This window comes from Konateibacter massiliensis, assembly GCF_900184995.1.
Taxonomy (GTDB): domain Bacteria; phylum Bacillota; class Clostridia; order Lachnospirales; family Lachnospiraceae; genus Lachnotalea; species Lachnotalea massiliensis.
Genome location: NZ_LT860099.1, coordinates 1,090,203 through 1,113,445, shown reverse-complemented (window position 1 = coordinate 1,113,445; position 23,243 = coordinate 1,090,203). Strand labels below are relative to the sequence as shown.

The following is a 23,243-nucleotide window of genomic DNA, read 5'->3' as shown; positions in this document are numbered from 1 at the left end:
TTTGGACAACTCCGACCTAATTCTTAGTATATGGCGGTCTAAAAAGAAGGAGGAAATCAACATGATTTCAAAGGAAAAGAAAGCAGAAATTATCAAGAATTATGCAAGAACAGAGGGAGACACAGGATCACCTGAGGTTCAGATTGCAATTTTGTCTGAGAGAATCAATGAGCTCACAGGGCATTTAAAGATTAACAACAAAGATCATCATTCCAGAAGAGGTCTCTTCAAAATGGTTGGTCAAAGAAGAGGATTACTTGCATATTTAAAGAAGACAGATATCGAAAGATATCGTACTTTAATTGAGCGTTTAGGACTCAGAAAGTAATCTTTGCCAAATGGTAAACTTAGGGCGGAGAAATCCGCCCTATATTTTATATTAAAATGAATGGGCAAAGGAGTGTCCCCGAGACCACTGAAAAGGATATTTTTAAGGAAAAGTATGTTTTTCAGTAGTTTCGGTATCTTTTGCCACTAAAATGAAAAGGAGATACAGTATGTTTAAGAGTTTTTCAATGGAATTAGCTGGCAGAACACTGACAGTTGATGTGAATCGTGTGGCAGCACAGGCAAACGGTGCAGCATTTATGCACTATGGAGACACCGTTGTATTGTCAACCGCTACAGCTTCTGAGAAGCCAAGAGAAGGAATTGATTTCTTTCCTCTAAGCGTGGAATATGAAGAGAAATTATATTCAGTAGGAAAAATCCCGGGAGGATTTAATAAGAGAGAAGGAAAGGCATCTGAAAATGCAGTTCTTACCTCCAGAGTAATCGATAGACCGATGCGTCCGTTGTTCCCAAAGGATTACAGAAATGATGTTACGTTAAATAACCTTGTGTTATCTGTTGATCCGGATTGCAGCCCTGAATTGACTGCAATGCTTGGTTCTGCAATTGCGACCGCAATTTCAGATATTCCGTTTGACGGTCCTTGTGCAACGACACAGGTGGGCTTAGTTGAGGGAGAGTTTGTATTTAATCCAAACGCAGCGCAGAAGGCAACCTCTGATTTACAGCTTACGGTTGCTTCTACAAGTGAGAAGGTAATTATGATTGAAGCCGGTGCAAATGAAGTGCCGGAGGATAAAATGATAGAAGCTATTTTCGCAGCACACGAAGTGAACCAGAAGGTAATTGAGTTTATCAATCAAATCGTGGCAGAGTGCGGAAAAGAGAAGCATTCCTATGAAAGCTGTGCAATTCCGGAGGAATTATTTGCAGCAATGAAGGAAATTGTGACACCGGAAGAAATGGAAACAGCGGTGTTTACAGATGTAAAGCAGGTTAGAGAAGAAAATATCAGAAAGATCAGAGATAAATTCAATGAAGCATTTGCAGAGAAGGAAGAATGGCTTCCGCTTGTGGATGAGGCATTGTACCAGTATCAGAAGAAGACTGTTCGTAAAATGATTTTAAAGGATCAGAAGAGACCGGACGGAAGAGCAATCGATGAAATCAGAAAGCTTTCTGCTGAAATTGATATTATACCAAGAGTACATGGTTCCGGTATGTTTACACGCGGACAGACTCAGATTTGTACCATCACAACTTTGGCACCATTATCGGATGCACAGAGAATTGATGGTTTAGATGAGGCAGAAAAAACAAAGAGATATATGCACCACTATAACTTCCCATCCTACTCCGTAGGTGAGACAAAGCCTTCCAGAGGACCGGGACGTCGTGAAATCGGACATGGTGCGTTAGCAGAGAAAGCGTTACTTCCTGTACTTCCAAGCGAAGAGGAATTTCCATATGCAATCAGAACGGTATCCGAGACTTTTGAGTCAAACGGCTCAACCTCACAGGCAAGTGTATGTGCGTCTACATTGTCCTTGATGGCAGCGGGTGTTCCGATTAAAAAGCCGGTTGCAGGTATTTCAACAGGTCTTGTGACAGGAGATACCGACGATGATTATCTTGTTTTGACTGATATTCAGGGACTTGAAGATTTCTTCGGCGACATGGACTTTAAGGTAGCAGGTACACATGACGGTATTACCGCAATCCAGATGGATATCAAGATTCATGGACTGACCAGACCGATTATTGAAGAAGCAATCAGGAAAACAAAAGAAGCAAGAACCTTTATCTTAAATGAGGTTCTGATTCCTGCCATCGCAGAACCAAGAGCGGAAGTAGGAAAGTATGCTCCGAAGATTATTCAGCTTCAGGTTGATCCTTCCAAGATTAGTGAAATAATCGGACAGAAGGGAAAGACCATCAATAAGATTATTGAGGAAACCGGAGTTAAGATTGATATTACGGATGACGGAAGAGTTTCAATCTGTGGTATTGAGGAAGAAGGAATTGCAAGAGCAAAAGAGATAATCTTGGCTATTGTAACCGATATTGAAGCAGGTCAGATAATGACTGGTAAGGTTGTAAGAATTATGCAGTTTGGTGCGTTCGTTGAGCTTGCGCCGAACAAAGACGGTTTAATTCATATTTCCAAGCTGTCCAAGGAGCGTGTGAACAAGGTAGAGGATGTGGTAAACATCGGAGACGTTGTCACTGTAAAAGTAATCGAAGTGGACAAGATGGGAAGAATTAACTTGAGCATGAAGGATTTAGCAGAATAAAAGATAGATATAAAAAAGAAGTTTCGCTTAGGCGGAGCTTCTTTTGATTCTTGGGAGGTTACGGTGCACTTTTGCCACCTGGAATAGAGGAGGAGTATTGCGTAAGACAGCTTATATAGCCAAGAATTAACAATGATTGCACATTTTTATCACCTAACAATCACATTGCAATGCTAACCTTAATTTAATTATGATAACACAGGGAGGTCACTATGTCAGGACAAACTAAGGTCAAGCAACTAGCAGAAAAAATGAAAGAAAAATTAGTCACGGTAAAGGAAAAGCTGGGAAAGAAAGATAAAAAGGTATATATCAGTTTAGGTATCGCGGCTGTTTTGGCGGTAAGCGGAATTGTGGCAGCAAATGCTTCTGCCTCATCGTCAGATGAAGAAAATGTAGTTTACAAGGAAACACAGGTGCAATATGGAAATTTGACAGTCGGTATCACGGAGAGTGGAAATACTTCCATCGGAACCGAGACACTTGATTATGATGTGGATGCGGTATCGGTAACCCAATCTACCAGCAGCACATCAGGCAGCTCTTCCACAAGCAGTTCCGGTACAACGGGAACCTCCAGCAGTACGACGGGAAGCAGTTCAGGAAGTACATCAAGCTCGTCAAGCTCTTCGGCTCCTGCATTGGAGGTAGAGGAAATCTATGTGGCATCCAGCCAGTCGGTGAGTGAGGGGGACCAGATTTTAAAGGTTACCGACAAGAGCTATCAAAAGGTATTAAAATACCTGGAAGCCGCTGTTAAAACAGCACAGCTCAACGTGGAAAACGAAAACATTGAGAGAGCGCTAGCGCAGAATTCAGCAGACTATACTTATAAATCCAACACAGCAATCGGATCTACTTCATCGGCTGGCTACAATAAGACAGCACAGGATTTGGAGGATGCAGTAGATGATGCATCGGATGCCATTGCAGATTGGGAGGATGAGGTTTCGACCTTTACCGAGGATTGGAATGAAAAATATTACGAAGAATATAAAATCGATGAATTAATTGCGAATGTAGATAAATATGAAGCGTTAATCAGCCAGTACAAAGAGGAAGCGGCAACCCTAAAAACACAGGTGGCAGATCTAAAGACACAGGCAGCAGATTTAAAGGCACAGGCAGAAGTCTTAAAAACTCAGATTAGCAGCTATGATGCAACGCAGACAAACGAAAAGACATTAGACGAATTAAAGGCAGAATATGAGAAGGTCAGTGCCGATTATGAGACGGCAAATGCAAGCTATAAAACAGCAAAGGAAAGCTACGCGACAGCAAAGAGCAATCTGTCAGCTGCAAAATCCAGTTATTCCTCTGCCTATGACAGCTATGAGGCAGGCTTAGCATCTTACAATGAGATGGTAGCGCAAGGCGAGACTGCATTGGCAGAAAAGGAACAAGAATATGATTCATTAAAGGCATCTTATGATAAGGCAGTGGCGGATCAGACGACGGGTCTTATTGATGCAGAGGAAGCCTTGAAGGAAGACCAGATTACAAGTAATAATGCAAGTACCTTGTATGATATTGAAACAAACGGAATTGATGATGATGTGACCGATGCAGAGGAAACACTCGAAGAGGCACAGGAAGCACTGGATCACTTTAATGCATTGGTAGTGGACGGTATCGTGAAAGCTGACTTTGCGGGAACCATTGTGTCAGTTGGATATGCAGTAGGTGATGAAATTTCTTCTGCCACTGCCATTGTAACATATGGAAACCCAGAAGATGTGACAATCAGTGTATCTGTCGATCAGGAGGATGTGGCAGCTATTGCAGTAGGAGACTCAGTTAATATTGATTTTACCGCATACACAGGAACTACATATGAAGGAACGGTTGCGGAAATTGCGACAAGCCCAACCTCTGAGCGTTCTTCTACGGTAAGTTACGCTGTAACGGTTCAGGTGAACGGGGATGTCTCTGCACTGTATTCCGGAATGACTGCAAATGTCACCTTTATAACGAAAGAGATGGATAATGTGCTCTATGTTTCGAATAAGGCGATTATCACAGAGGATACCAAAACTTATGTAAAGGTAAAAGACAGCGCAGGTAACATTGAAAAACGTGAGGTAACAACAGGATTTTCAGATGGCAGCAACGTGGAAATTGTAAGCGGATTAACAGAAGGTGAAACAGCACTAATCGAAAGTCAGGTGAAATCAGAGTGACATTAAGCGAACTAATCAGAATTGTCTGGCTTAATATCGTACAAAATAAATTCAAGGTACTGCTTACCTCTGTAGGTATTATAGTAGGGGCTGCAACCATCGTTATGGTAATTGCCGTAGGACGTGGCGGGCAGATGGAAGTGGCGGACCAGTTTAAGAATTTAAATGCCGGAGCAATTGACATTTCTTATGCGGTGGATGATGAAAGCTCTTCCGGAGGCAGTATGGAGAGCGGATTTGGCGGCGGCGGAGGAATGCCGTCAGGAGGCGGGATGCCCTCAGGCGGAGGAGGAATGCCGTCAGGAGGCAGCAGTTCCTCCGGTGGCAGCAGCTCTTTTGGAGGGGGAATGCCTTCCATGGGCGGCGACAGTGGATTTATGATAGGCGGTGGAATGGGAAGTTTTGAAGATTCCATGCTAAATCAGGAAAAAATAACGCTCAGCGAAGATGATGTAGATGATTTACAGGTTTTTGTGCCGGGGATAGAAGATGTAACAATATCACTTACAACAAAAAGCACTGTGACAGGCGGTGAACTGGAAGAGGAAACCTCTTATACAGTTGCCGGTGTTCAGAGCAATTATGCAAGCATGAGCAACCTGTCTATGGAAATCGGAGATTTTATAACAGACGGCAATAATGAAAATAAAGAAAAGATTTGTATCATCGGATATACGCTGGCAACGGAAATATTCGGAAGCGCAATGGATGCCTATGACAGCACGATATACATAGATGAAAGACCGTATGTGGTAAACGGTGTTCTGGCACAAATGGGAACAGTATCCTCGGGTATCAGTCCGGATGAGGCAATTTTTGTTCCATACAATACAGCGACCAAGTATATCACAGGAACCGATGTAAGCCCTACAATTACTGTAATTGCGGAGGATGTCAACAACGTTGACACAGTTGTGGAAAATATTGAGAGCGTACTGGCGGAAACCTATCCGAATGCAGAATTTACAATTACGGATGCGGGAAGTAAGATGGAGGCAGCAAAATCCTCTTCCAATACACTGACCATGCTCCTTGCTGCGATGGCAAGTATTGTATTTATCGTTGGCGGCATCGGAATTATGAATGTATTATTTGTTTCCGTCAAGGAGAGAACAAAGGAAATCGGTATTCTGAAAGCGATTGGCTGCTCGAAGAAGGATATTCTGGTGGAGTTTTTGCTGGAGGCCGCATTTATCAGTACACTCGGAGGTGTTCTCGGCGTAGTTGTAAGCTTTCTTGTAATTCCGCTTGTGGAAATGTTCGGAGTCCGCGTGGAGGCATCTCTTGCGGGAGATATCATTGCGGTGCTGTTTGCAATATTAACAGGAACATTATTTGGCTTTTATCCGGCTCTCAAGGCATCTAACTTAGTGCCAGTAGAGGCATTAAGCGAAGAATAGGAGATATGGAGATGAAGAGATTAACAGCCATTTTATGTATATGTATTCTTGTTATAACAGGCTGTGGTGACAGCAACAGTACGGGCAATAAGGCTCTGGACGGAGAACTTGAATTGGAAAGCAATCAAAATCTTGTTATTGCTCAGGTGACAGCCATCTATGGAAATGAAATTACGCTTGCTCTGGCGGAAGAAGTGGATGAAACGGAAATGAAGCAGCAGATGCGAGGGCAGGGAAGTGGCACAGAGCAGGATACGGAAGCTGCAACAGGTGACAGTGAAGCAGTCGTGGAAGGCGGTGAACAGCCTACAGACGCAGATGTGGCGGTAAGCAGCGACCAATCTGCAGGTACGGCGCAAACAGACGAAAGCCAATCGGACAGTACTGCAACGGAGAATAGTCAGAAGTCAGGAGTAAGGAAGCAGTCAGGCAGCACAACCTCAAGTGATAGCCAATCTGCAAGCACAGGAGAAACAGGAAGCAGTGACCAGACCGCAAGCACAGGAGAAGCAGGAAGCAGTGACCAGGCCGCAAGCACAGCAACAGCAGGAAGCAGTGACCAGACTGCAAGTACAGCAACAGCAGGAAGTACGGAACAAGCTTCCATGCCGTCAGGTGGTACGCCATCAGGCGACATGCCGTCTGGTGACATGCCATCAGGAGATATGCCGTCAAGAGGTGATTGGTCCGGAGATACTTCGGAGGATGGAGAGACTTCAGAGAAGGAGTCTCAACAACAGATAACGATGTACACCTTGACAGGTGAAGAGATGACAACCACCATACCGGTCGGAACACCGGTCACAACGCTTCTAGGAACGGTTACAACATTTTCCAGAATTGCAGTTGATAATACACTGAAAATTGTGACAGAAAAAAATGAAGATGGCGAAGATGTTATTGTTGCCATATATATTGTGGGGTAATCGCATGGAAGTAATGATTAAGATAAAGGACGTATGCAAAGGGTATGACGTTGGAAATGAAAGACTGGAAGTGTTGAAAAACATTAACCTTGAGGTGGAAAAAGGAGACTATCTGGCAATACTTGGACCCTCCGGCTCGGGAAAATCAACACTTATGAATATTATCGGCTGCATGGATGTAGCGGATACAGGAGAATATTTTCTAAACTCATTGCCGATACATGAAACAAAGGAAAAAAATCTGACGAAGATAAGAAATCATGAAATAGGATTTATTTTTCAGAAGTATCATCTGATACCAACCTACACGGTAATGCAAAATATTATTATGCCTCTTCTGGTCCGCGGAAAGAGTCATACGCAGGCGGAGGAGGAGTGCAGAGAGACGATTGAGATGCTCGGTCTGGATAAGCGATTAAAGCATAAGCCAAGTGAACTGTCAGGCGGACAGCAGCAGCGTGTGGCGATTGCGAGGGCATTGGTTGGAAATCCGGCTATTTTGCTTGCAGATGAGCCGACAGGAGCCTTGGACAGAAATACAGGCCAGGAGGTTTTGGGCTTATTTAGGAAGCTGAATGAGATGGGAAATACAATTATTATGATTACCCATGATTTGTCCGTAGCCGAAAATGCCAAGCGTATCGTGCGAATTATTGATGGTGAAATGTTTGAATAAAATTACATAGCGTGTAAAATATAAACCGTCGTGACGTTTTGAAGTTCACGGCGGTTTTTTATATCATAGGAAATTGCTTTGTAATTTCCTATGATGATTAGAGTGTCAAAAGGTGCTTTGCACTTATTCTGGCACAAGATATTATGCGTATCTCGTGGAGTAGAAGTTGTTACTTTACACCCGAGCAGATTGCAGAGTCTTGTAAGTTGGTATATAATCAAATTAAAACAAAATCAGAAGAGCTTTGATTTCACGGTATAAGAAAGGTATGAGGTACGGTATGTATTTAGCGGATTATCATGTTCATACAAAGTATTCCTTTGATGGAACAGAAGAGATAGAGGATATTTGCAATAAGGCGATAGAGATTGGGCTAAATGAAATTGCCCTGACGGATCATATGGATATTTTCAGCAACAGGGAATATGAGCATATTTTGGACTGTAAGCCCTTATATCAGGAAATCGAGAGAGTAAAGGAGAAGTTTGCGGGCAGACTGATTATCCGAAAAGGGGCAGAGCTTGGACAGCCACAGGCAAATCCAAAGGAGAGCAAGAGGTTTTTGGAGGAAAATCCTCTGGATTTTGTCATAGGCTCCGTCCATAATATAAAGGATGATATCGACGTATATGAGTATGATTTTAAGAAGCTGGATTGCTATCAGGTATATGAGGAGTATTTGGACAGCTTAATTGAACTGGCGGCTAACTATGACTATGATGTTTTGGGACATCTCACCTATCCGCTTAGGTACATGTATCAAAGAGAAGGAATTCGGCTTGATTTGACCCGCTATGAGGAGGGCTTTCGAAGGCTTTTTGGCATTGTGACGGAAAGAGGGAAGGGAATTGAGGTAAATACATCAGGGCTGCTGCAGGAGATGAATGAAACGATGCCGCCTCTTTCGGTGCTAAAGCTCTATCATGATTGCGGCGGAGAGATTGTTACGGTAGGGACAGACGCTCATAAAACGGAGCATCTGGGCGTTACAATCAGGCAAGGGCAGGATATTTTGAGGGAAGTAGGTTTTCAGTATATTACTGTTTTTGAGAATAGAAAGCCAATTTTTCAGAGGATTTAACTATACATTTTATAAAGTATTTTATAAAAAAATCTTGACCTAGAGAGTGCTTTAAGGCTTATAATAGATTCTTGATGGGAAACTCATCCGCTATCAGTTATAATAAAATTGATAGGAAAAACGACTTAACGGAGGCTTAAAATGACACTGAAAAATAAGACAACGAAACTGGTTTTATCCGCATTTTTTATTGCACTGGGTATTATACTGCCTTTTGTCACGATGCAGATTCCAAGTATAGGAAATATGCTGCTTCCGATGCATATTCCGATTCTATTGTGCGGATTTATATGTGGCGGACCTTATGGTTTTCTTGTGGGACTTATCACACCGCTGCTTCGAAGCGTGTTGTTTGGAATGCCGGCAATGATGCCGACTGCAATTTCCATGGCAGCAGAGCTTGCTACATATGGACTTGTTACCGGTGTGATGTATAACAGAATAAAAGGGAAACGTTTGAGTATTTATATTTCCTTAATTATCGCGATGATACTTGGCAGAATGGTGTGGGGAGTTGTTTCCTACGGATTGTTTGCTGCGCTGGGAAATGCGTTTACCTGGCAAATATTTTTGGTGCAGGGCTTTGCTAATGCAATTCCGGGCATCATAATTCAACTGATTATCATTCCGGCGATTATGTATCAAATGAGAAAAGTGCAAGTGGAGAGATAAAATGGTAAAAGAGCAGAAGAATATCATGAAAGAGGCCTGTGCGAAGAGATTTGCACCTGCAAGGGAAGCAATTGACAAGCTTTTATCAAATTCGAGCAAGGATATCTTACTCATTGCGATTGATGGAAAATGCGCAAGCGGGAAGACGACATTGGGTTACTATTTACAGGAGCTTTATGGCTGCAATTTATTTCATCTGGACGATTTCTTTTTGCAGGAGCACCAGAGGACAAAGGAGCGGTTTCTTGAAATAGGCGGAAATGTGGACTATGAGAGGTTTCGCGCGGAGGTTGTTGAACCCGTTTTAAGCGGTGAGACTGTGAGCTATAAGCCATATGACTGCATGACGAAACAATTCAAGCAGGAGACATTGATTTTTAAAAGCAGGTTGAACATCATGGAGGGCTCTTACAGTATGCATCCATATTTTAAAAATCCATATGATATAAATATTTTCTTGAATATCGATGATGAGGAGCAAATCGCAAACATAAGAGAGAGAAACGGTGAGGAGAAATTAAAACGGTTTATAGAGGAATGGATACCGAAGGAAAATATATATTTTCAGACATTTCAAATTGAAGAGGGCTGTATCCGTATTGAATGGGGCAGCAGATAAGAAAATTCCGAGGAGTTCTCAAAATATGAGACTTCCTCGGAATTTTTATATCAGGGCATATGATTTCTTAGAAATGACGACTATAAAAGTCCTTCTATTCTCTTCATTGCCTCAATTGTATTTTCTCTGTTTCCAAATGAGGTCAAGCGGAAAAAGTTCTGTCCGTTTTCACCAAAGCCTGCACCCGGTGTTCCGACTACCTGAACATTTTCTAACAGATAATCAAAGAACGTCCAAGAATCCATTCCTTTCGGGCATTCAAACCAGATATAAGGGGAGTTTACACCGCCAAAATAACGTACATTTTTCTTTGCCAGGCAATCTGCAATAATTTTGGCATTTTCCTGATAAAACTTAATGTTTTCTCTGGACTGTGCCATTCCCTCTTCGGAGAAAGCAGCAGCAGCACCATTTTGTACGATATAGGAAACACCGTTAAACTTTGTTGACTGTCTTCTGTTCCACATAGCATTTAAGGACATTTCTGCACCGGTGGAAGCAGTCATGGTAAGAGCCTTCGGAACGATGGTGTAGCCGCAGCGTGTACCGGTAAAGCCGGCAGTCTTTGAGAGAGAGCAGAACTCAATCGCACATTTTTTTGCACCCTCAATCGCAAAAATACTTCTTGGAAGTGTCTCGTCTGTAATAAATGCTTCATAAGCAGAGTCAAAAAGAATAATGGCGTTATTTTCAAGTGCGTAATCAACCCATTCCTTCAACTGCTCCTTGTTGTAGGTTGCACCGGTCGGATTGTTCGGGGAGCAGATGTAAATAAGATCTGCATGAACATTTTTATCCGGCATCGGGAGGAAATTGTTCTCTGCATTTGCATTGATGTAGATGATTTTTCTTCCGTCCATTGTGTTTGTATCCACATAAACCGGATATACAGGGTCCGGTACCATAACCACATTGTCTTTATCAAACAGGTCTGTTATATTTCCGGTATCACTCTTGGCTCCGTCGGAGATGAAAATTTCATCAGCCTCAACAGAAACACCGTTTCTATTATAATAGTCTACAATAGCGTTTCGGACAAAGTCATAGCCTCTTTCCGGTCCATAACCCTTAAAGGTGTCAGAGGAAGCCATTGCATCTACGCCCTCGTGAAGAGCATTTATCATTGTACTGCCGATTGGAAGGGTAACATCACCGATACCAAGGCGAATTATTTTTTTATCAGGATTAGCGGCAGAATATTTTTCTACACGATGAGCAATTTCTGAGAATAAATAACTTTCTTTCAAATTCAAATAGTTTTCATTTAACTTTGCCATACGATTTCTCCTTATCACTTCGTTTTTCCTTATGTTATCAAAGATAGTGTTCTTTGTCAAGACTACGCTTTTGATAATAATTAACTATTAAGTGCTTTCAAATTTTGTCAAGGAGTAAAATTTTATTAAATTTACTTTGGTGCAGTATAGCAAAGCATCATAGTGAGAAGACTTTTACTAGAAAAAAATCTAGGAGGAATCTTGCTATGGGGATTAATAAGGTTGAAATTTGCGGAGTAAACACATCAAAGCTGCCACTTCTGAAAAATGAAGAAAAAGTAGTTCTTTTTGAAAAAATAAAGCAGGGCGACGAGGCGGCAAGAGAAACGTACATTAAGGGAAACTTAAGATTAGTTCTCAGTGTAATCAAACGGTTTTCCAACAGCAATGAAAATGTAGATGATTTATTTCAAATCGGGTGTATTGGGCTGATAAAGGCGATTGATAATTTTGACTCCACGCTGGACGTGAAGTTTTCAACCTATGCAGTTCCAATGATTATCGGTGAGATTAGAAGGTACTTAAGAGATAATAACTCCATTCGTGTAAGCCGCTCTTTACGGGATACCGCCTATAAGGCAATCTACGCGAAGGAAAACCTGACGAAAATAAATGCAAAGGAGCCGACGATAAATGAAATCGCTTCCGAGATTGGTATCAGCAAGGAGGATATCGCATTTGCACTGGATGCAATTCAAAATCCGGTTAGTTTGTATGAGCCGGTCTATACAGAGGGCGGGGATACCCTCTATGTCATGGATCAGATTAGTGACAAAAAGGAGAAGGAGGATAACTGGGTTGAAGAAATATCTTTAAGTGAGGCGATGAAAAAGCTGAATGAGCGTGAGAGCTATATTATCCGTCTTCGATTTTTTGAGGGAAAGACACAGATGGAGGTAGCGAGCGAAATCAATATCTCGCAGGCGCAGGTATCGAGGCTTGAAAAAAGTGCGCTGAAAAACATGAGAAACTATCTGAAGATTAGACAGTAGCGGTAAGCTTTTTCTTACTAGGTATGCTCCTTTTGACTACTTGATTTTGTACAATTATATAGTATAATCTTCATATCGCAATTTTGCGTAAATATGTTTTTATGGAGGATACACAATGGAGACATTTGATACTATTTTTAGCAGAAAATCAGTCAGAAGCTATACAGGCAAACAGGTGTCACAGGAGGAGCTTGACAAAGTCTTAAAGGCTGCAAATGCGTCCCCTGTCGCAATGGCACAGTATGAAAATATGCACATCACCGTGATTCAGAATGAGGAATTATTACAGGAGATAGAGGAATGTGCCGCAAATACGTTTCAAAAGCCGGGCATGAAACCTCTTTACAACGCACCGACACTTATTGTGCTCTCGTCCGTAGCGCCGAAGCCGCCGAAGGAAAACGCACTCTATTCCAATGCTGCAATTATGGCGCATAATATGGCTCTTGCGGCAACAGATTTAAATCTGGGAAGCTGTTATATATGGGGAGCCTTCGCTGCCGTCAATCAAAACCCTGATTTGGTGAAGAAATTAAATCTTCCGGAGGGATTTGTTCCATGCTGCGGCATCACACTTGGTGAGACGACCGAGAAATATGAGGAACGCGATATTCCGGCTGAACGTTTTAAGACAAACTATATTAAATAAGATGAAGTGACAAGTCACTTCACTTGTCATGAATAAAAATATGCCTTGCTGCATTTGAATTTGATGCAGCAAGGCATATTTTTTGCATAATCGATGCCCCTTCCCTTACCATACATGTTAAAATAATTACGATGCTTGCTGTTGTTTTACAACAATAAAAGTTTTTTTCAAAACTTGAAGACATTTTGAATTTACATTCGTTATAATAAGTGAACAGATAAGAAAGGAGGCGGATAAAATTAATCAGGAAGAATATTTCGAGTATCTCATCGAGCAGTATAAAAATTTAGTTTATTCCATTTGCTATAAATCAGTGGGAAACAGCTTCGATGCAGAGGATTTAACACAGGAAGTCTTTTTATCCGCCTATAAGAAGCTTTCTGAATTTGACAGAACATATGAAAAGGCATGGTTAGGCAAAATTGCAGCAAATAAATGTCTGGATTTTCTGAAACAGGCAGGAAGACGAACCATACCGACGGCGGATACCTATTTTCTGGAAATCCCGTCGAATGACGAGACTCCCGAGGAAAATTATTTGGGACAGGAAGCAAAGAAGAAGGTATATGTTATTTGTAACCAACTGGCGACACCTTATCAGGAGGTAGCGATTAAGCACTATTACAATGAATTATCTGTTCAAGAGATTGCAAGCCAGACAGGAAAAAATATTAAGACGGTGCAGACACAGCTGTACCGGGCAAAGGCAATGATAAAGAAAATAATTGAGAGGAGTGGCTAAATGCATATTGAAGATGATAAAATAAGAAAGTTTCACCGCGGTGAACTTAATGCAGAGGAAATTATGAATGTCTTGGAGCACACAGACACATGCAGTTTTTGCGCAGATAAGCTGATGAGCGCAGAGGAAGAAGAGCAGATAGAGGCACCCGCTTACTTAAAAGACAATCTGATGGAGCGGATTAAAATGCCGGATATTAAAATAAAAGAGCAAATCAAAATTACGTCGAAAAAGACAGAGCTGTTTTTCTACAGCCTAAAGACAACGGCAGCAGTTGTGATGGCATTGTTACTGCTCGCCTCGGTCAGCCATATCAATGCCGCAGGAATTTTGGACTATAACAGAAATGTTGCTCCATCTGCCAGCGTTGGAACGCAGCTATTTGATAAGAGCAATGAAGCGGCAAACTTAATCAATGATTTTTCAAATCGAATTATAAACGGAGGTAGCACGAGATGACAAAACAAAAAAGAGGTTTTTGGACGTTTATATTTTCCCTGATACCCGGCGCGGGGGAGATGTATATGGGATTTAAAAAGCAGGGAGTAAGTATCATGACAGTATTTTGGCTGACAGTCGGAGTTTCTGCCATGTTAGGAACGGGAGTGTTTTTATTCTGCCTGCCGATTTTATGGTTTTACAGCTTTTTTAATGTACACAATTTAAAGTCACTGTCGGAGGAGGAATTTTATTCAGTTCAGGATAATTATGCCTTCCATATGGATGCATTTGTTTTAGATAAGAGCGGCTTTATCAAAAGATACCGAAACATCATTGCACTTGTTCTTATTTTTATTGGACTCACCGTGTTGTGGAACAATACGATAGATTTGCTTTACTATATTATTCCGAGCTACCTGATGGATTTTGTGTATAGCTTTGCGCGCAGATTACCGCAGTTTGTACTGGGAGTTGCAATTATTGCGATCGGAGCTGCAATGATAAGAGGGAAGAAAAAGGAGTTGGAGGACCATGAGGACGCATAGAATAGGAAGTATCACATTCGGATTAGTATTGATTCTTTTCGGTATATTGTTTTTAATCCATATGATGGTGCCCGCACTCAAATATGAAATCATTTATAAACTGTGGCCAATCATTTTAATTATGCTCGGCAGTGAGGTTTTGGCTGCGAACAGAAAGAGCAGTTATGAAAAATTTGTGTATGATAAGGGGGCAATTATTCTAATGATATTGATATGCTTTTTTTCTATGACGATGGCATCTGTTGAAACGATGCTCTGGATATACAGATAAAATATTTTTGCATGGCACCGGAAAGAATGGCAAAACAAAATAAAATTAATATAATAGTAGTAAAGAAATTATTGGTGACCATATGAGATTATGTGAGTTTAAAAACAAACAGGTCATAAATTTATGCGATTGCCGGGTGCTTGGCTGTGTGTCAGATATTATTTTTAATGAATGCACCGGTAAAATAACGGATATTATTGTTCCCGGTCCTGCAAGACTATGTGGAATATTCGGGAGGGATACAGAGTTTATTATCCCTTGGGAAAATATTTGTCAGGTAGGACCGGACATTATCCTTGTAAAACTAAAGGAGGATGAGGGAAAACCGAAAAAAGTTATACTATAAGGTTCGCCATTCCTTTCGAAAGGCAAGCGGAGTAACCTTTTCACGGCTCTTAAACAGGTTGATAAAGTGGCTGACGTTGTTGATGCCGATGCGAAAAGAAATCTCGGATATCGGTAAATCCGAATATTTCAAAAGCTCCTTGGCACTGGAAAGCCGGTTTGACAGGATGTATTCACCGACGGTTGTTCCCGTATATTTTTTAAATTCCTTTGAAATATGAAATTTGCTCATACCTAATTCTTTTTCCAAATCTTCTAACACAATTTTCGTGTGAAAATTCCGATCGATATATTTCTTGACAAGCTTCACCGAATCTGGGACAAACAGCAGGGAGGCTTCCTTGGTGGCAGTCTGGATTAACAGCTCGCTTAAAATGGCAGAGATGTGGTTTGAGGTGCTGATTTCCGTCGTGATAGTAAACTTTGAATGGATGGATATAATTTTTCTCAAATTGCCTTCCATGCAGTCTGGTTCTGAAAGGGTTACAATGCGAAACCCGTTTTTGACAAATTCCTCATAATATCCAAGAGCATTGCCCCCATTAAAATGAATCCATAAAAACTCCCATGTACTGTTTGAATATGCCTCATAGTAATGATGGTTTATACAATTGATAAAAAAGCACTGCCCGGCATGCAGCACATATTCCTGATTTTCATAGCGAAGAAGTCCTTTTCCTGAAATGGTGTAGACAATTAAAAAGGAATCAAGATTTGCCCTCTCCGTAAAATAAGGTGATTTTGTTTTAAAATATCCTGCCTCTTGAATATAAAAAAAGATAGCTCTGGCAGTGCTGCTCGGAGTTGCCATCAAGCGTACGGAATCCTCCGACCAGCTATAGGAAGCACGCTCTAAATATTGGTTTTTATTTTTCATAGGACCTCCTGCAAGATACTGTTATTTTTCCACAATAAGCGGTAATGTAATTACTATTTTAAAGGTATAAAATGAAATTGTAAATAGAAAGAGAAGGCAAGATAACATAAAAGGAGGTAGCAATATGAAATTAAAGGAAGTAAAAAAGGCACGTATCGGAATTTATACAATGGGTTTAAAGCACTACTGGGGACAGTTTGAAGGACTTCGGGAGAGAATGTTGGAATATGGGGAGTTTATCACCAAAAAGGTAAGAGAAATGAATGCAGAGGTATACTTTTACGGATTGGTAGATTCTGAGCAGGAGGGGGTAAAAGCAGGAGAGTACTTTGAGGCAAATCATGTAGATTTGATTTTTGCACATGCGGGAACTTATGTGACAAGCGCCTCTGTTTTGCCGGTGCATCAAATCTGTAAAGCATCCACGGTTATTCTCAACTTACAGCCGACAGCCCAGATTGACTATACAAGAACCACAACCGGAGAATGGTTAGCCAACTGCGGTGCATGCCCTGTTCCGGAGCTTGCAAATGCTTTCAATCGTGCCGGAATTGAGCATAGTATTGTAAACGGACTGTTAGGGTTGGATTACACACCCAAGCTTTCGATGGCGGAGGAAAATACGGCAAACAGAAAGGAAGCACAGCGGGCATGGAAGCAGATTGAAGAGTGGGTTCGCGCAGCGGCCATCAAGAGCGGGCTAAAAAATGCAAGGTTTGGTTTTCTCGGAAATACGTATGGAGGTATGCTTGATATGTACAGTGATTTTACAATGCTGCAAGGACAGACAGGCATTCATATTGAAGTACTGGAAATGTGTGATGTAAACCGAATGCTTCAACAGGTGACAAACGAGGAGATAAGGAAAAAACGAGAAGAGATACAGGAGTTTTTCCGAATAAGCGAGGACGACGCTGCCGATCCATTGGCAAAGAAACCGACCGAGGAGGAGCTGGATTGGTCTGCAAAGGTTGCAGCAGCACTTGAAAAGCTTATCTTAGAATATGATTTAGATGCATTTACTTACTATTATCACGGGGCACCGGGAGGCGAATATGAGAAAATACAGTCAGGCTTTATCGTAGGTAATTCTCTTTTGACGGCAAAGGGAATTCCGTGTGCGGGTGAGGGTGATTTAAAAACCTGTCTGGCGATGAAGGTGTGTGATATAGCCGAGAAGGGCGGAAGCTTCTGTGAAATTGTGGTGACAGATTATGAGGAGGGCACAATCCTTCTTGGGCATGACGGACCGTTCCATCTGGAAATTGCAGAAGGAAAACCGATTCTTAGGGGAATGGGTCTCTACCACGGTAAGCAAGGCAGCGGTGTTTCAGTCGAGGCAAAGGTGAAAGCAGGAAACATCACAAACCTTGGCTGTACTCAGATGATAGACGGAAAGCTTAAGTTTATTATCACAGAGGCAGAGGCAGTAAACGGGCAGACGATGACAATCGGAAATACCCAGACCCCGGTACGATTCAAGAAAGATCCGGATTCTTATATGGATGAGTGGTTTGCCGAGGCACCTACGCATCATTTTGCAATGAGTGTAGGGCAAAATGCAGCACTTTTCGAGAAAGCGGCGAGACTCTTGAAGATAAATAGTGTAACTTTGGATAAATAGCCTAAAGGCTAATAATTCATGCCTAGTCTTGTTTTTAAATTAAATAAATGATAAAATACTTACTATAGCATATGAATGTAGCAAGACGGAGGATTAATTATTTTGAATAGAGTAGCAGTTATAACAGACAGCAATAGTGGTATCACGCAGGCTGAAGCAAAGGAATTAGGGATATTTGTACTCCCAATGCCATTTACGATTGATGGTGCAGAGTATTTTGAGGATATTAATTTAACAGTGGGAGAGTTTTATGAAAAGCTGGAAGCAGACGCTGATATATCAACTTCCCAGCCTTCCATAGAATCCATAACTGACTTATGGGACAAGCTGTTAGAGGAGTACGACGAGATCGTGCATATTCCAATGTCAAGCGGATTAAGCGGTTCCTGCAGCACGGCGACCGTGCTGGCACAGGATTATGAGAATAAGGTCGAGGTTGTAAATAATCAAAGAATATCCGTTACACAGAGGCAGTCTGTCTTGGACGCGCTGGAGCTGACAAAGAGAGGTAAATCTGCAGTAGAGATTAAGGAGATATTGGAGAAGAATAAGTTTGAATCCAGTATTTACATTATGGTGGATACGCTTAAATATTTGAAAAAGGGCGGAAGAATCACACCGGCAGCGGCAGCACTCGGGACGGTATTGAGATTAAAGCCTGTATTACAGATACAAGGTGAGAAGCTGGAAGCCTTTGCCAAGGCAAAGACCGTAAAGCAGGCAAAGTCTATTATGATGAATGCCATCCATGACGATATTGAAAACCGTTTTGGGGGTGTAGAGGCAATGGACGTAACTCTTTTTGTTGTCCACTCAAGCAATGAGGAGGCGGCAAGTAAGCTGAAAGAGGAGCTTGAGCAGGAATATCCTGGAATGCCTGTTTTTGTGGATGATTTGTCCTTGAGCGTTTCGTGTCACATCGGAGCAGGCTCGCTGGCGATTGCGGTTACGCGTAATTTGCAGGAATTGAAGTAGAATTATTTAGGAATTAATATAGAAATAGAAGCTAAAAGGTGCAAACTCTTCTTTGAGATTTGCACCTTTTTTATATCATGGAAATTCAATTTTTAACTATAATGCTGTTCCTTTTTTCGGAGTAAATAAATGCTCAATATTCACTTTTTCCAGAGTGAGCAATTCAATTTTTCTATCAATACCGCCCGCATAACCGGTCAAGCTTCCGTTGCCGCCGACTACCCGATGGCATGGTATGATGATGGAAATAGGGTTGTGTCCGACTGCACCGCCAATCGCCTGTGCGGACATTTTTTCTAAGCCTTTTTGTTTGGCAATGATAGCGGCAATCTCGCCGTAAGTTATCGTTTTTCCATGTGGAATGTCTTTCAATACTTCCCATACCGCAAGTCGAAACGGAGAGCCTTGCAGAGACAGTGACGGGGTAAAATCAGGAACTTCCCTCCGAAAATACAAATCAAGCCAATCCTTTGTCTGTTCAAAGATAGGCAAATTCTTTTCTTCACTTTCCTCCGAGAGCATAGCGCCAAAATATTTTGCGCCCTCAAACCAAATTCCAATTAAAGCATCTCCGTCGCTGCCCAATGTAATGACGCCTAATGGCGATTGATATTTATATGTATACTGCATAAATTTACACCTCCGAGGTTGTTTGAACTTTATTCTATTATATCATAAACAACAGTGCCGTAACATACTATTTGTCGTACAAAGGCATAGGAGACAGCACGATTTATCTAGACGCTACAAACCAAAAGTGTTATTCTTTATGAAAAGAACGAAGAATGTTATGATTGGAAGGAAAATGAGAATGAAAAAATATAGGGTTTATCAGGTAGATTCTTTTACTCGTCAAAGATTTCATGGGAATCCCGCTGGTGTTGTATCCAATGCAGATGGTTTGACTGAAGATCAAATGCAAAGAATAGCAAGGGAACTTAATAATTCAGAAACAGCATTTATATTTTCTCCAAATTCAGACGACCATGATGTAGAAGTCAGGTTTTTTACGCCGACAACAGAAGTGCCGCTGTGTGGACATGCAACAATAGCCGCACATTACGTTCGTTGAGATTTGATAAATATTTAGAACTTCATCACAATTACGAGTCAAGGGTAATAAGGCTTGAACAAAGTGAAAGCCAGCGCTTTTAGACGCTGGCTGGTAACTGGCTCTTATAGGGGCGGGCAAACAACTCGTTTGACGGGAAGCTATGTTTTTATTTATTTCTCAAACAACTCGTTCGCATATCGAATAGAGCCCATTGCATCTTTGGAGTAAAAATCTGCCCCAATCATATCCGCGTAAGTCTGGTTGAGTACGGCACCGCCCACCATAACCTTGCAATCTGGTATAGCAGCCTTTAACTGCTTGATGGTAATTTCCATGTTGGCAACAGTGGTCGTCATCAGGGCGCTCAGTCCGATTAATTTTACATGGTTATCAAGAGCTGTCTGGACAATCAGTTCAGGCGCAACATCCTTTCCCAAATCAATCACGTCAAAGCTGTAATTTTCAAGAAGAACCTTTACAATATTTTTTCCAATGTCATGAATATCGCCTTTTACCGTAGCAATGACAACGGTTCCCTTCGAGGAAGAAGCGGTTCCTTTCTTAGCAAGGACCTCTTTGATGGCATCAAAACCGGATTTTGCAGCCTCGGCGCTCATAAGAAGCTGAGGCAGGAATATCGTCTTATTCTCAAAGCCTTGTCCGACCTTGTCAAGTGCGGGGATTAAATCCTCATCAATCAGTGCGAGTGGTTCTTTTGCCTTTAAAAGCTCTTTTGCGGCTGTGTAAGCGCTTTCGCTGAGTCCTCTCACAACAGCATCAAATAATGAGGTTTCCTCGGACTGCTTGGCAGAAGAGGAAGGCTGCTGCGCGGCACCGGAATATTGGTTGATATAGTCAAAGCACTGCTCATCACTTCCGTTTATGGCGCAGTAGGAGTAGTAGGCATTCATCATAGAGGTGCTTGCAGGATTGATGATAGCGGCGCTTAAACCTCGTGACAATGCGATAGTAAAGAAGGCGGTCGTGATGATTTCACGCTGCGGAAGGCCGAAGGAGATGTTAGACACACCTAACACGGTGTGAACTCCCATTTCATTGCGGATATAATCCAAAGAATCAAGCGTGATTGCGGAATTTTCCTGCCCGGTGCTGATGGTCATCGCCAAGGTGTCAATCACTAAGTCTTTTTTGGAAATGCCGTATTTCTCAGCTTCCGCAATGATTTTTTTGGCAACTTGAATTCTGCCCTCGGCTGTCTCTGGGATACCGTCTTCATCGAGGGCAAGGCATACAACCATACCGCCATATTTTGCTACAAGAGGAAAGACGGCGTCCATTGATTCTTGCTTGCCGTTTACGGAATTGATAAGCGGCTTGCCGTTGTAAATGCGCATTGCTCTCTCCATTGCCTCGATATCCGAGGTGTCAATTTGAAGCGGAAGGTCCACGACCGTCTGAATTCCGGCAACAGTGCGCTCCATCATGGAAGGCTCGTCAATCTCAGGAAGTCCGACATTGACATCCAGAATGTGGGCACCGTTATCTTGCTGTGTCAGTGCTTCCTTTAAAATATATTCCAAATCATTATCTCTAAGTGCCTGCTTAAAGCGGGATTTTCCGGTCGGATTAATGCGCTCTCCGATAATTTTAGGGCGATTGTTCAGTTCCACCGCGTGGCTGTAGGAGGAGATAACGGAAAGGCCCTTGTCCTCCGCCTTAAGCGGTTTGATGTCCTTGCACATGGAAATGACAGCCTTGATATGCTCCGGTGTCGTTCCGCAGCATCCGCCAAGGACGGAGGCACCGCTCTCGGCAATTTCCTTCATCACGCCGGCAAATTCATCAGGTCCCACATTAAACATGGTCTGCCCGTCCACAACGACAGGAAGCCCCGCATTTGGATTCATAACAATAGGAAGAGAGCATACACGATGAAGCTCAGGTAAAAGCTTTTGCATTTGAACCGGACCAAGTCCGCAGTTAAATCCGATTGCATCTACGCGAAGTCCTTCGAGGAGAGCAACAGCGGCAGAGACATCAGCACCGGTAAGGAGCTTACCGCCCTCATCAAAAATCATCGTTACAACAACCGGAAGATTTGTATTTTCTTTTGCAGCCAAAACAGCCGCCTTTATCTCGTAAGTGTCACTCACAGTCTCGATTAGACATAAATCAGCGCCTGCCTTCTCGCCTGCGATGCAAATTTCTTTGAATGCCTCATAGGCAGCCTCAAATTCCAAATCACCGAGGGGTTTTAAAAGCTTGCCGAGTGAACCGATGTCAAGGGCAACATATGCCTCCCTGCCTGCCGCTGAGACAGCCTCCTTTGCAAGTTTGATTCCCTGTGTGACAACCTCTTCACAGCTATAGCCTGTGTCCTTCATTTTAAAGGAATTAGCACCGAAGGTGTTTGCCTTTACGATATCACAGCCGGCGTCCAGATAGCTCTTGTGGATATCAAGGATAACATCGGAGGAGGTCATGTTCCATAATTCAGGTATTTCACCGGGCAAGAGCCCTTTGCTTTGCAAAATGGTGCCCATCGCCCCGTCAAAAAACAGCATTTTCGTTCCCAGCTTATCAATAAATTTTGTCATAAAATCCTCCTTGGTATCGGGTTTAGTAAAGTATTGTCAGGCGCTTTACGCCTAGTTTGTCCGGTAATCACATTCTGTATTATTGCAGTCGGTACATTTTTCTCTGTGACAGTTATTTTGAAGCGGAGAAAGCCCGATGATAGCGGTCACACTTTTGGAAGGAAACATAAGGCAGGTGTCTGTTAGGGAAAGTCCGATTCGCTTACTGCATTCCAAGATGCGAAAAATATCACGCTGAAGTTCAAGCGGTAAATCGCCGTAGCCGGGACTAAATCGAGGGCGCAGATACAGTTCCCTCGCGGCAGCGTTCTCACGTATCGTATCCTCCAAGGAATCGCAGAAGGTTTCAATCAATGCCGCTCCTGCCGCCTGAACCACAGACGCTTTTGCAAGATTGGTGAGAGAGTAGCGCTTGATTAAAGTATCGGCAGAGGAGCCGATTGTTGCCGCAAAAATAACGGCATATTCACAGCCTTTTAAATTTTTGGCAAGGTGCTTGCTCTTAATCACAAGAGGACCCAGATGAACAACGTCATCGCCTTCTGTCGAGCAGGAAAATTCCTGATGGACACTTTTAGGAGCGATTGAATTTAGCAGTTCCTGTGAGGTTTCGTCAATCAGGGCTTCCAGATTGGCATCCATTTCCTGACCCCTGTAGCCGAGATAGCGCAGGGTTTCTTTTTTGTTTACTTCCATATGATTATCCTTTATGCCTTTTTTTCTTTGTTCCATTATAAATAATTTATCGCCAGTT

24 protein-coding genes are annotated in these 23,243 nt (G+C 42.2%); 19 read left to right on the top strand and 5 right to left on the bottom strand.

Features of this window, described 5'->3' with window-relative positions; all coding sequences use genetic code 11:
- The first annotated feature begins 61 nt into the window (after nucleotides 1-61).
- From rpsO to CTY48_RS10885, 9 genes are all read left to right on the top strand, one after another.
- Nucleotides 62-328 (top strand): 30S ribosomal protein S15, encoded by a 267-nt coding sequence (gene rpsO, locus CTY48_RS10925; RefSeq protein WP_099468526.1) that lies wholly within the window; start codon nucleotides 62-64, stop codon nucleotides 326-328.
- Between the two features lie 169 nt (nucleotides 329-497).
- Nucleotides 498-2,585, top strand: coding sequence for a polyribonucleotide nucleotidyltransferase (locus CTY48_RS10920; protein ID WP_099468525.1), 2,088 nt, complete (start codon nucleotides 498-500; stop codon nucleotides 2,583-2,585).
- Nucleotides 2,586-2,797: 212 nt separating this feature from the next.
- Nucleotides 2,798-4,765, top strand: a complete 1,968-nt coding sequence (locus tag CTY48_RS10915) for an efflux RND transporter periplasmic adaptor subunit (RefSeq protein ID WP_099468524.1) — start codon at nucleotides 2,798-2,800, stop codon at nucleotides 4,763-4,765.
- Entirely contained in the window at nucleotides 4,762-6,165 is a 1,404-nt protein-coding gene (locus CTY48_RS10910) for an ABC transporter permease (RefSeq protein ID WP_099468523.1), read from the top strand. The genes CTY48_RS10915 and CTY48_RS10910 overlap by 4 nt, the downstream gene beginning before the upstream one ends.
- 11 nt (nucleotides 6,166-6,176) lie before the next feature.
- Nucleotides 6,177-7,091, top strand: coding sequence for a hypothetical protein (locus CTY48_RS10905; RefSeq protein WP_099468522.1), 915 nt, complete (start codon nucleotides 6,177-6,179; stop codon nucleotides 7,089-7,091).
- A 4-nt stretch (nucleotides 7,092-7,095) separates the two neighbouring features.
- Nucleotides 7,096-7,767: an ABC transporter ATP-binding protein gene (locus CTY48_RS10900; RefSeq protein ID WP_099468521.1), complete on the top strand. Its 672-nt coding sequence runs from the start codon at nucleotides 7,096-7,098 to the stop codon at nucleotides 7,765-7,767.
- Nucleotides 7,768-8,047: 280 nt separating this feature from the next.
- Entirely contained in the window at nucleotides 8,048-8,848 is an 801-nt protein-coding gene (locus CTY48_RS10895; protein WP_180272711.1) for a histidinol-phosphatase HisJ family protein, read from the top strand.
- A 141-nt stretch (nucleotides 8,849-8,989) separates the two neighbouring features.
- A complete protein-coding gene (locus CTY48_RS10890) occupies nucleotides 8,990-9,520 on the top strand; it encodes an ECF transporter S component (protein ID WP_099468519.1) in 531 nt (176 codons plus the stop codon).
- A 1-nt stretch (nucleotide 9,521) separates the two neighbouring features.
- On the top strand, nucleotides 9,522-10,139 hold the full coding sequence (locus CTY48_RS10885; RefSeq protein WP_099468518.1) for a uridine kinase family protein: 618 nt from the start codon (nucleotides 9,522-9,524) through the stop codon (nucleotides 10,137-10,139).
- A gap of 80 nt (nucleotides 10,140-10,219) precedes the next feature.
- Here CTY48_RS10885 and CTY48_RS10880 read toward each other — a convergent pair whose 3' ends face one another.
- Nucleotides 10,220-11,416 (bottom strand): LL-diaminopimelate aminotransferase, encoded by a 1,197-nt coding sequence (locus tag CTY48_RS10880; protein ID WP_099468517.1) that lies wholly within the window; start codon nucleotides 11,414-11,416, stop codon nucleotides 10,220-10,222.
- 206 nt (nucleotides 11,417-11,622) lie between these two features.
- Between CTY48_RS10880 and sigG the strand changes: the two genes are divergently transcribed.
- From sigG to CTY48_RS10845, 7 genes are all read left to right on the top strand, one after another.
- A complete protein-coding gene (gene sigG, locus CTY48_RS10875; RefSeq protein WP_099468516.1) occupies nucleotides 11,623-12,408 on the top strand; it encodes an RNA polymerase sporulation sigma factor SigG in 786 nt (261 codons plus the stop codon).
- 115 nt (nucleotides 12,409-12,523) lie between these two features.
- Nucleotides 12,524-13,057 carry a nitroreductase family protein gene (locus tag CTY48_RS10870; RefSeq protein ID WP_099468515.1) on the top strand — a complete coding sequence of 178 codons (534 nt, stop codon included), beginning with the start codon at nucleotides 12,524-12,526 and terminating at the stop codon, nucleotides 13,055-13,057.
- A gap of 313 nt (nucleotides 13,058-13,370) precedes the next feature.
- The gene (locus tag CTY48_RS10865) at nucleotides 13,371-13,799 is read left to right on the top strand and encodes an RNA polymerase sigma factor (protein ID WP_236354886.1); all 429 of its coding nucleotides are present in this window, start codon (nucleotides 13,371-13,373) and stop codon (nucleotides 13,797-13,799) included.
- A complete protein-coding gene (locus CTY48_RS10860) occupies nucleotides 13,800-14,258 on the top strand; it encodes an anti-sigma factor (protein WP_099468513.1) in 459 nt (152 codons plus the stop codon).
- The gene (locus CTY48_RS10855) at nucleotides 14,255-14,785 is read left to right on the top strand and encodes a hypothetical protein (protein WP_099468512.1); all 531 of its coding nucleotides are present in this window, start codon (nucleotides 14,255-14,257) and stop codon (nucleotides 14,783-14,785) included. The genes CTY48_RS10860 and CTY48_RS10855 overlap by 4 nt, the downstream gene beginning before the upstream one ends.
- Complete coding sequence (locus CTY48_RS10850) at nucleotides 14,772-15,056, top strand: LiaI-LiaF-like domain-containing protein (protein ID WP_099468511.1); 285 nt, start codon at nucleotides 14,772-14,774, stop codon at nucleotides 15,054-15,056. The genes CTY48_RS10855 and CTY48_RS10850 overlap by 14 nt, the downstream gene beginning before the upstream one ends.
- A gap of 82 nt (nucleotides 15,057-15,138) precedes the next feature.
- A complete protein-coding gene (locus CTY48_RS10845; protein ID WP_099468510.1) occupies nucleotides 15,139-15,402 on the top strand; it encodes a PRC-barrel domain-containing protein in 264 nt (87 codons plus the stop codon).
- Here the strand turns inward: CTY48_RS10845 and CTY48_RS10840 are convergent.
- A complete protein-coding gene (locus CTY48_RS10840) occupies nucleotides 15,397-16,278 on the bottom strand; it encodes a helix-turn-helix domain-containing protein (protein ID WP_099468509.1) in 882 nt (293 codons plus the stop codon). The two genes, CTY48_RS10845 and CTY48_RS10840, sit on opposite strands and share 6 nt — an antisense overlap.
- A gap of 124 nt (nucleotides 16,279-16,402) precedes the next feature.
- Here CTY48_RS10840 and CTY48_RS10835 point away from each other — a divergent pair, with 124 nt between their 5' ends.
- Both CTY48_RS10835 and CTY48_RS10830 read left to right on the top strand, forming a co-directional pair.
- Nucleotides 16,403-17,902, top strand: a complete 1,500-nt coding sequence (locus CTY48_RS10835; protein ID WP_099468508.1) for an L-fucose/L-arabinose isomerase family protein — start codon at nucleotides 16,403-16,405, stop codon at nucleotides 17,900-17,902.
- A 102-nt stretch (nucleotides 17,903-18,004) separates the two neighbouring features.
- A complete protein-coding gene (locus tag CTY48_RS10830) occupies nucleotides 18,005-18,877 on the top strand; it encodes a DegV family protein (protein ID WP_099468507.1) in 873 nt (290 codons plus the stop codon).
- A 96-nt stretch (nucleotides 18,878-18,973) separates the two neighbouring features.
- Here the strand turns inward: CTY48_RS10830 and CTY48_RS10825 are convergent, their stop codons facing one another.
- Nucleotides 18,974-19,507, bottom strand: coding sequence for a methylated-DNA--[protein]-cysteine S-methyltransferase (locus CTY48_RS10825; protein WP_099468506.1), 534 nt, complete (start codon nucleotides 19,505-19,507; stop codon nucleotides 18,974-18,976).
- A gap of 181 nt (nucleotides 19,508-19,688) precedes the next feature.
- Between CTY48_RS10825 and CTY48_RS10820 the strand changes: the two genes are divergently transcribed.
- Nucleotides 19,689-19,949: a PhzF family phenazine biosynthesis isomerase gene (locus CTY48_RS10820; RefSeq protein WP_331463166.1), complete on the top strand. Its 261-nt coding sequence runs from the start codon at nucleotides 19,689-19,691 to the stop codon at nucleotides 19,947-19,949.
- A 152-nt stretch (nucleotides 19,950-20,101) separates the two neighbouring features.
- Here the strand turns inward: CTY48_RS10820 and CTY48_RS10810 are convergent, their stop codons facing one another.
- Both CTY48_RS10810 and CTY48_RS10805 read right to left on the bottom strand, forming a co-directional pair.
- Nucleotides 20,102-22,489 carry a homocysteine S-methyltransferase family protein gene (locus CTY48_RS10810; RefSeq protein WP_099468504.1) on the bottom strand — a complete coding sequence of 796 codons (2,388 nt, stop codon included), beginning with the start codon at nucleotides 22,487-22,489 and terminating at the stop codon, nucleotides 20,102-20,104.
- Nucleotides 22,490-22,540: 51 nt separating this feature from the next.
- Nucleotides 22,541-23,185, bottom strand: coding sequence for a vitamin B12 dependent-methionine synthase activation domain-containing protein (locus CTY48_RS10805; RefSeq protein WP_180272710.1), 645 nt, complete (start codon nucleotides 23,183-23,185; stop codon nucleotides 22,541-22,543).
- Between the last annotated feature and the right edge of the window lie 58 nt (nucleotides 23,186-23,243).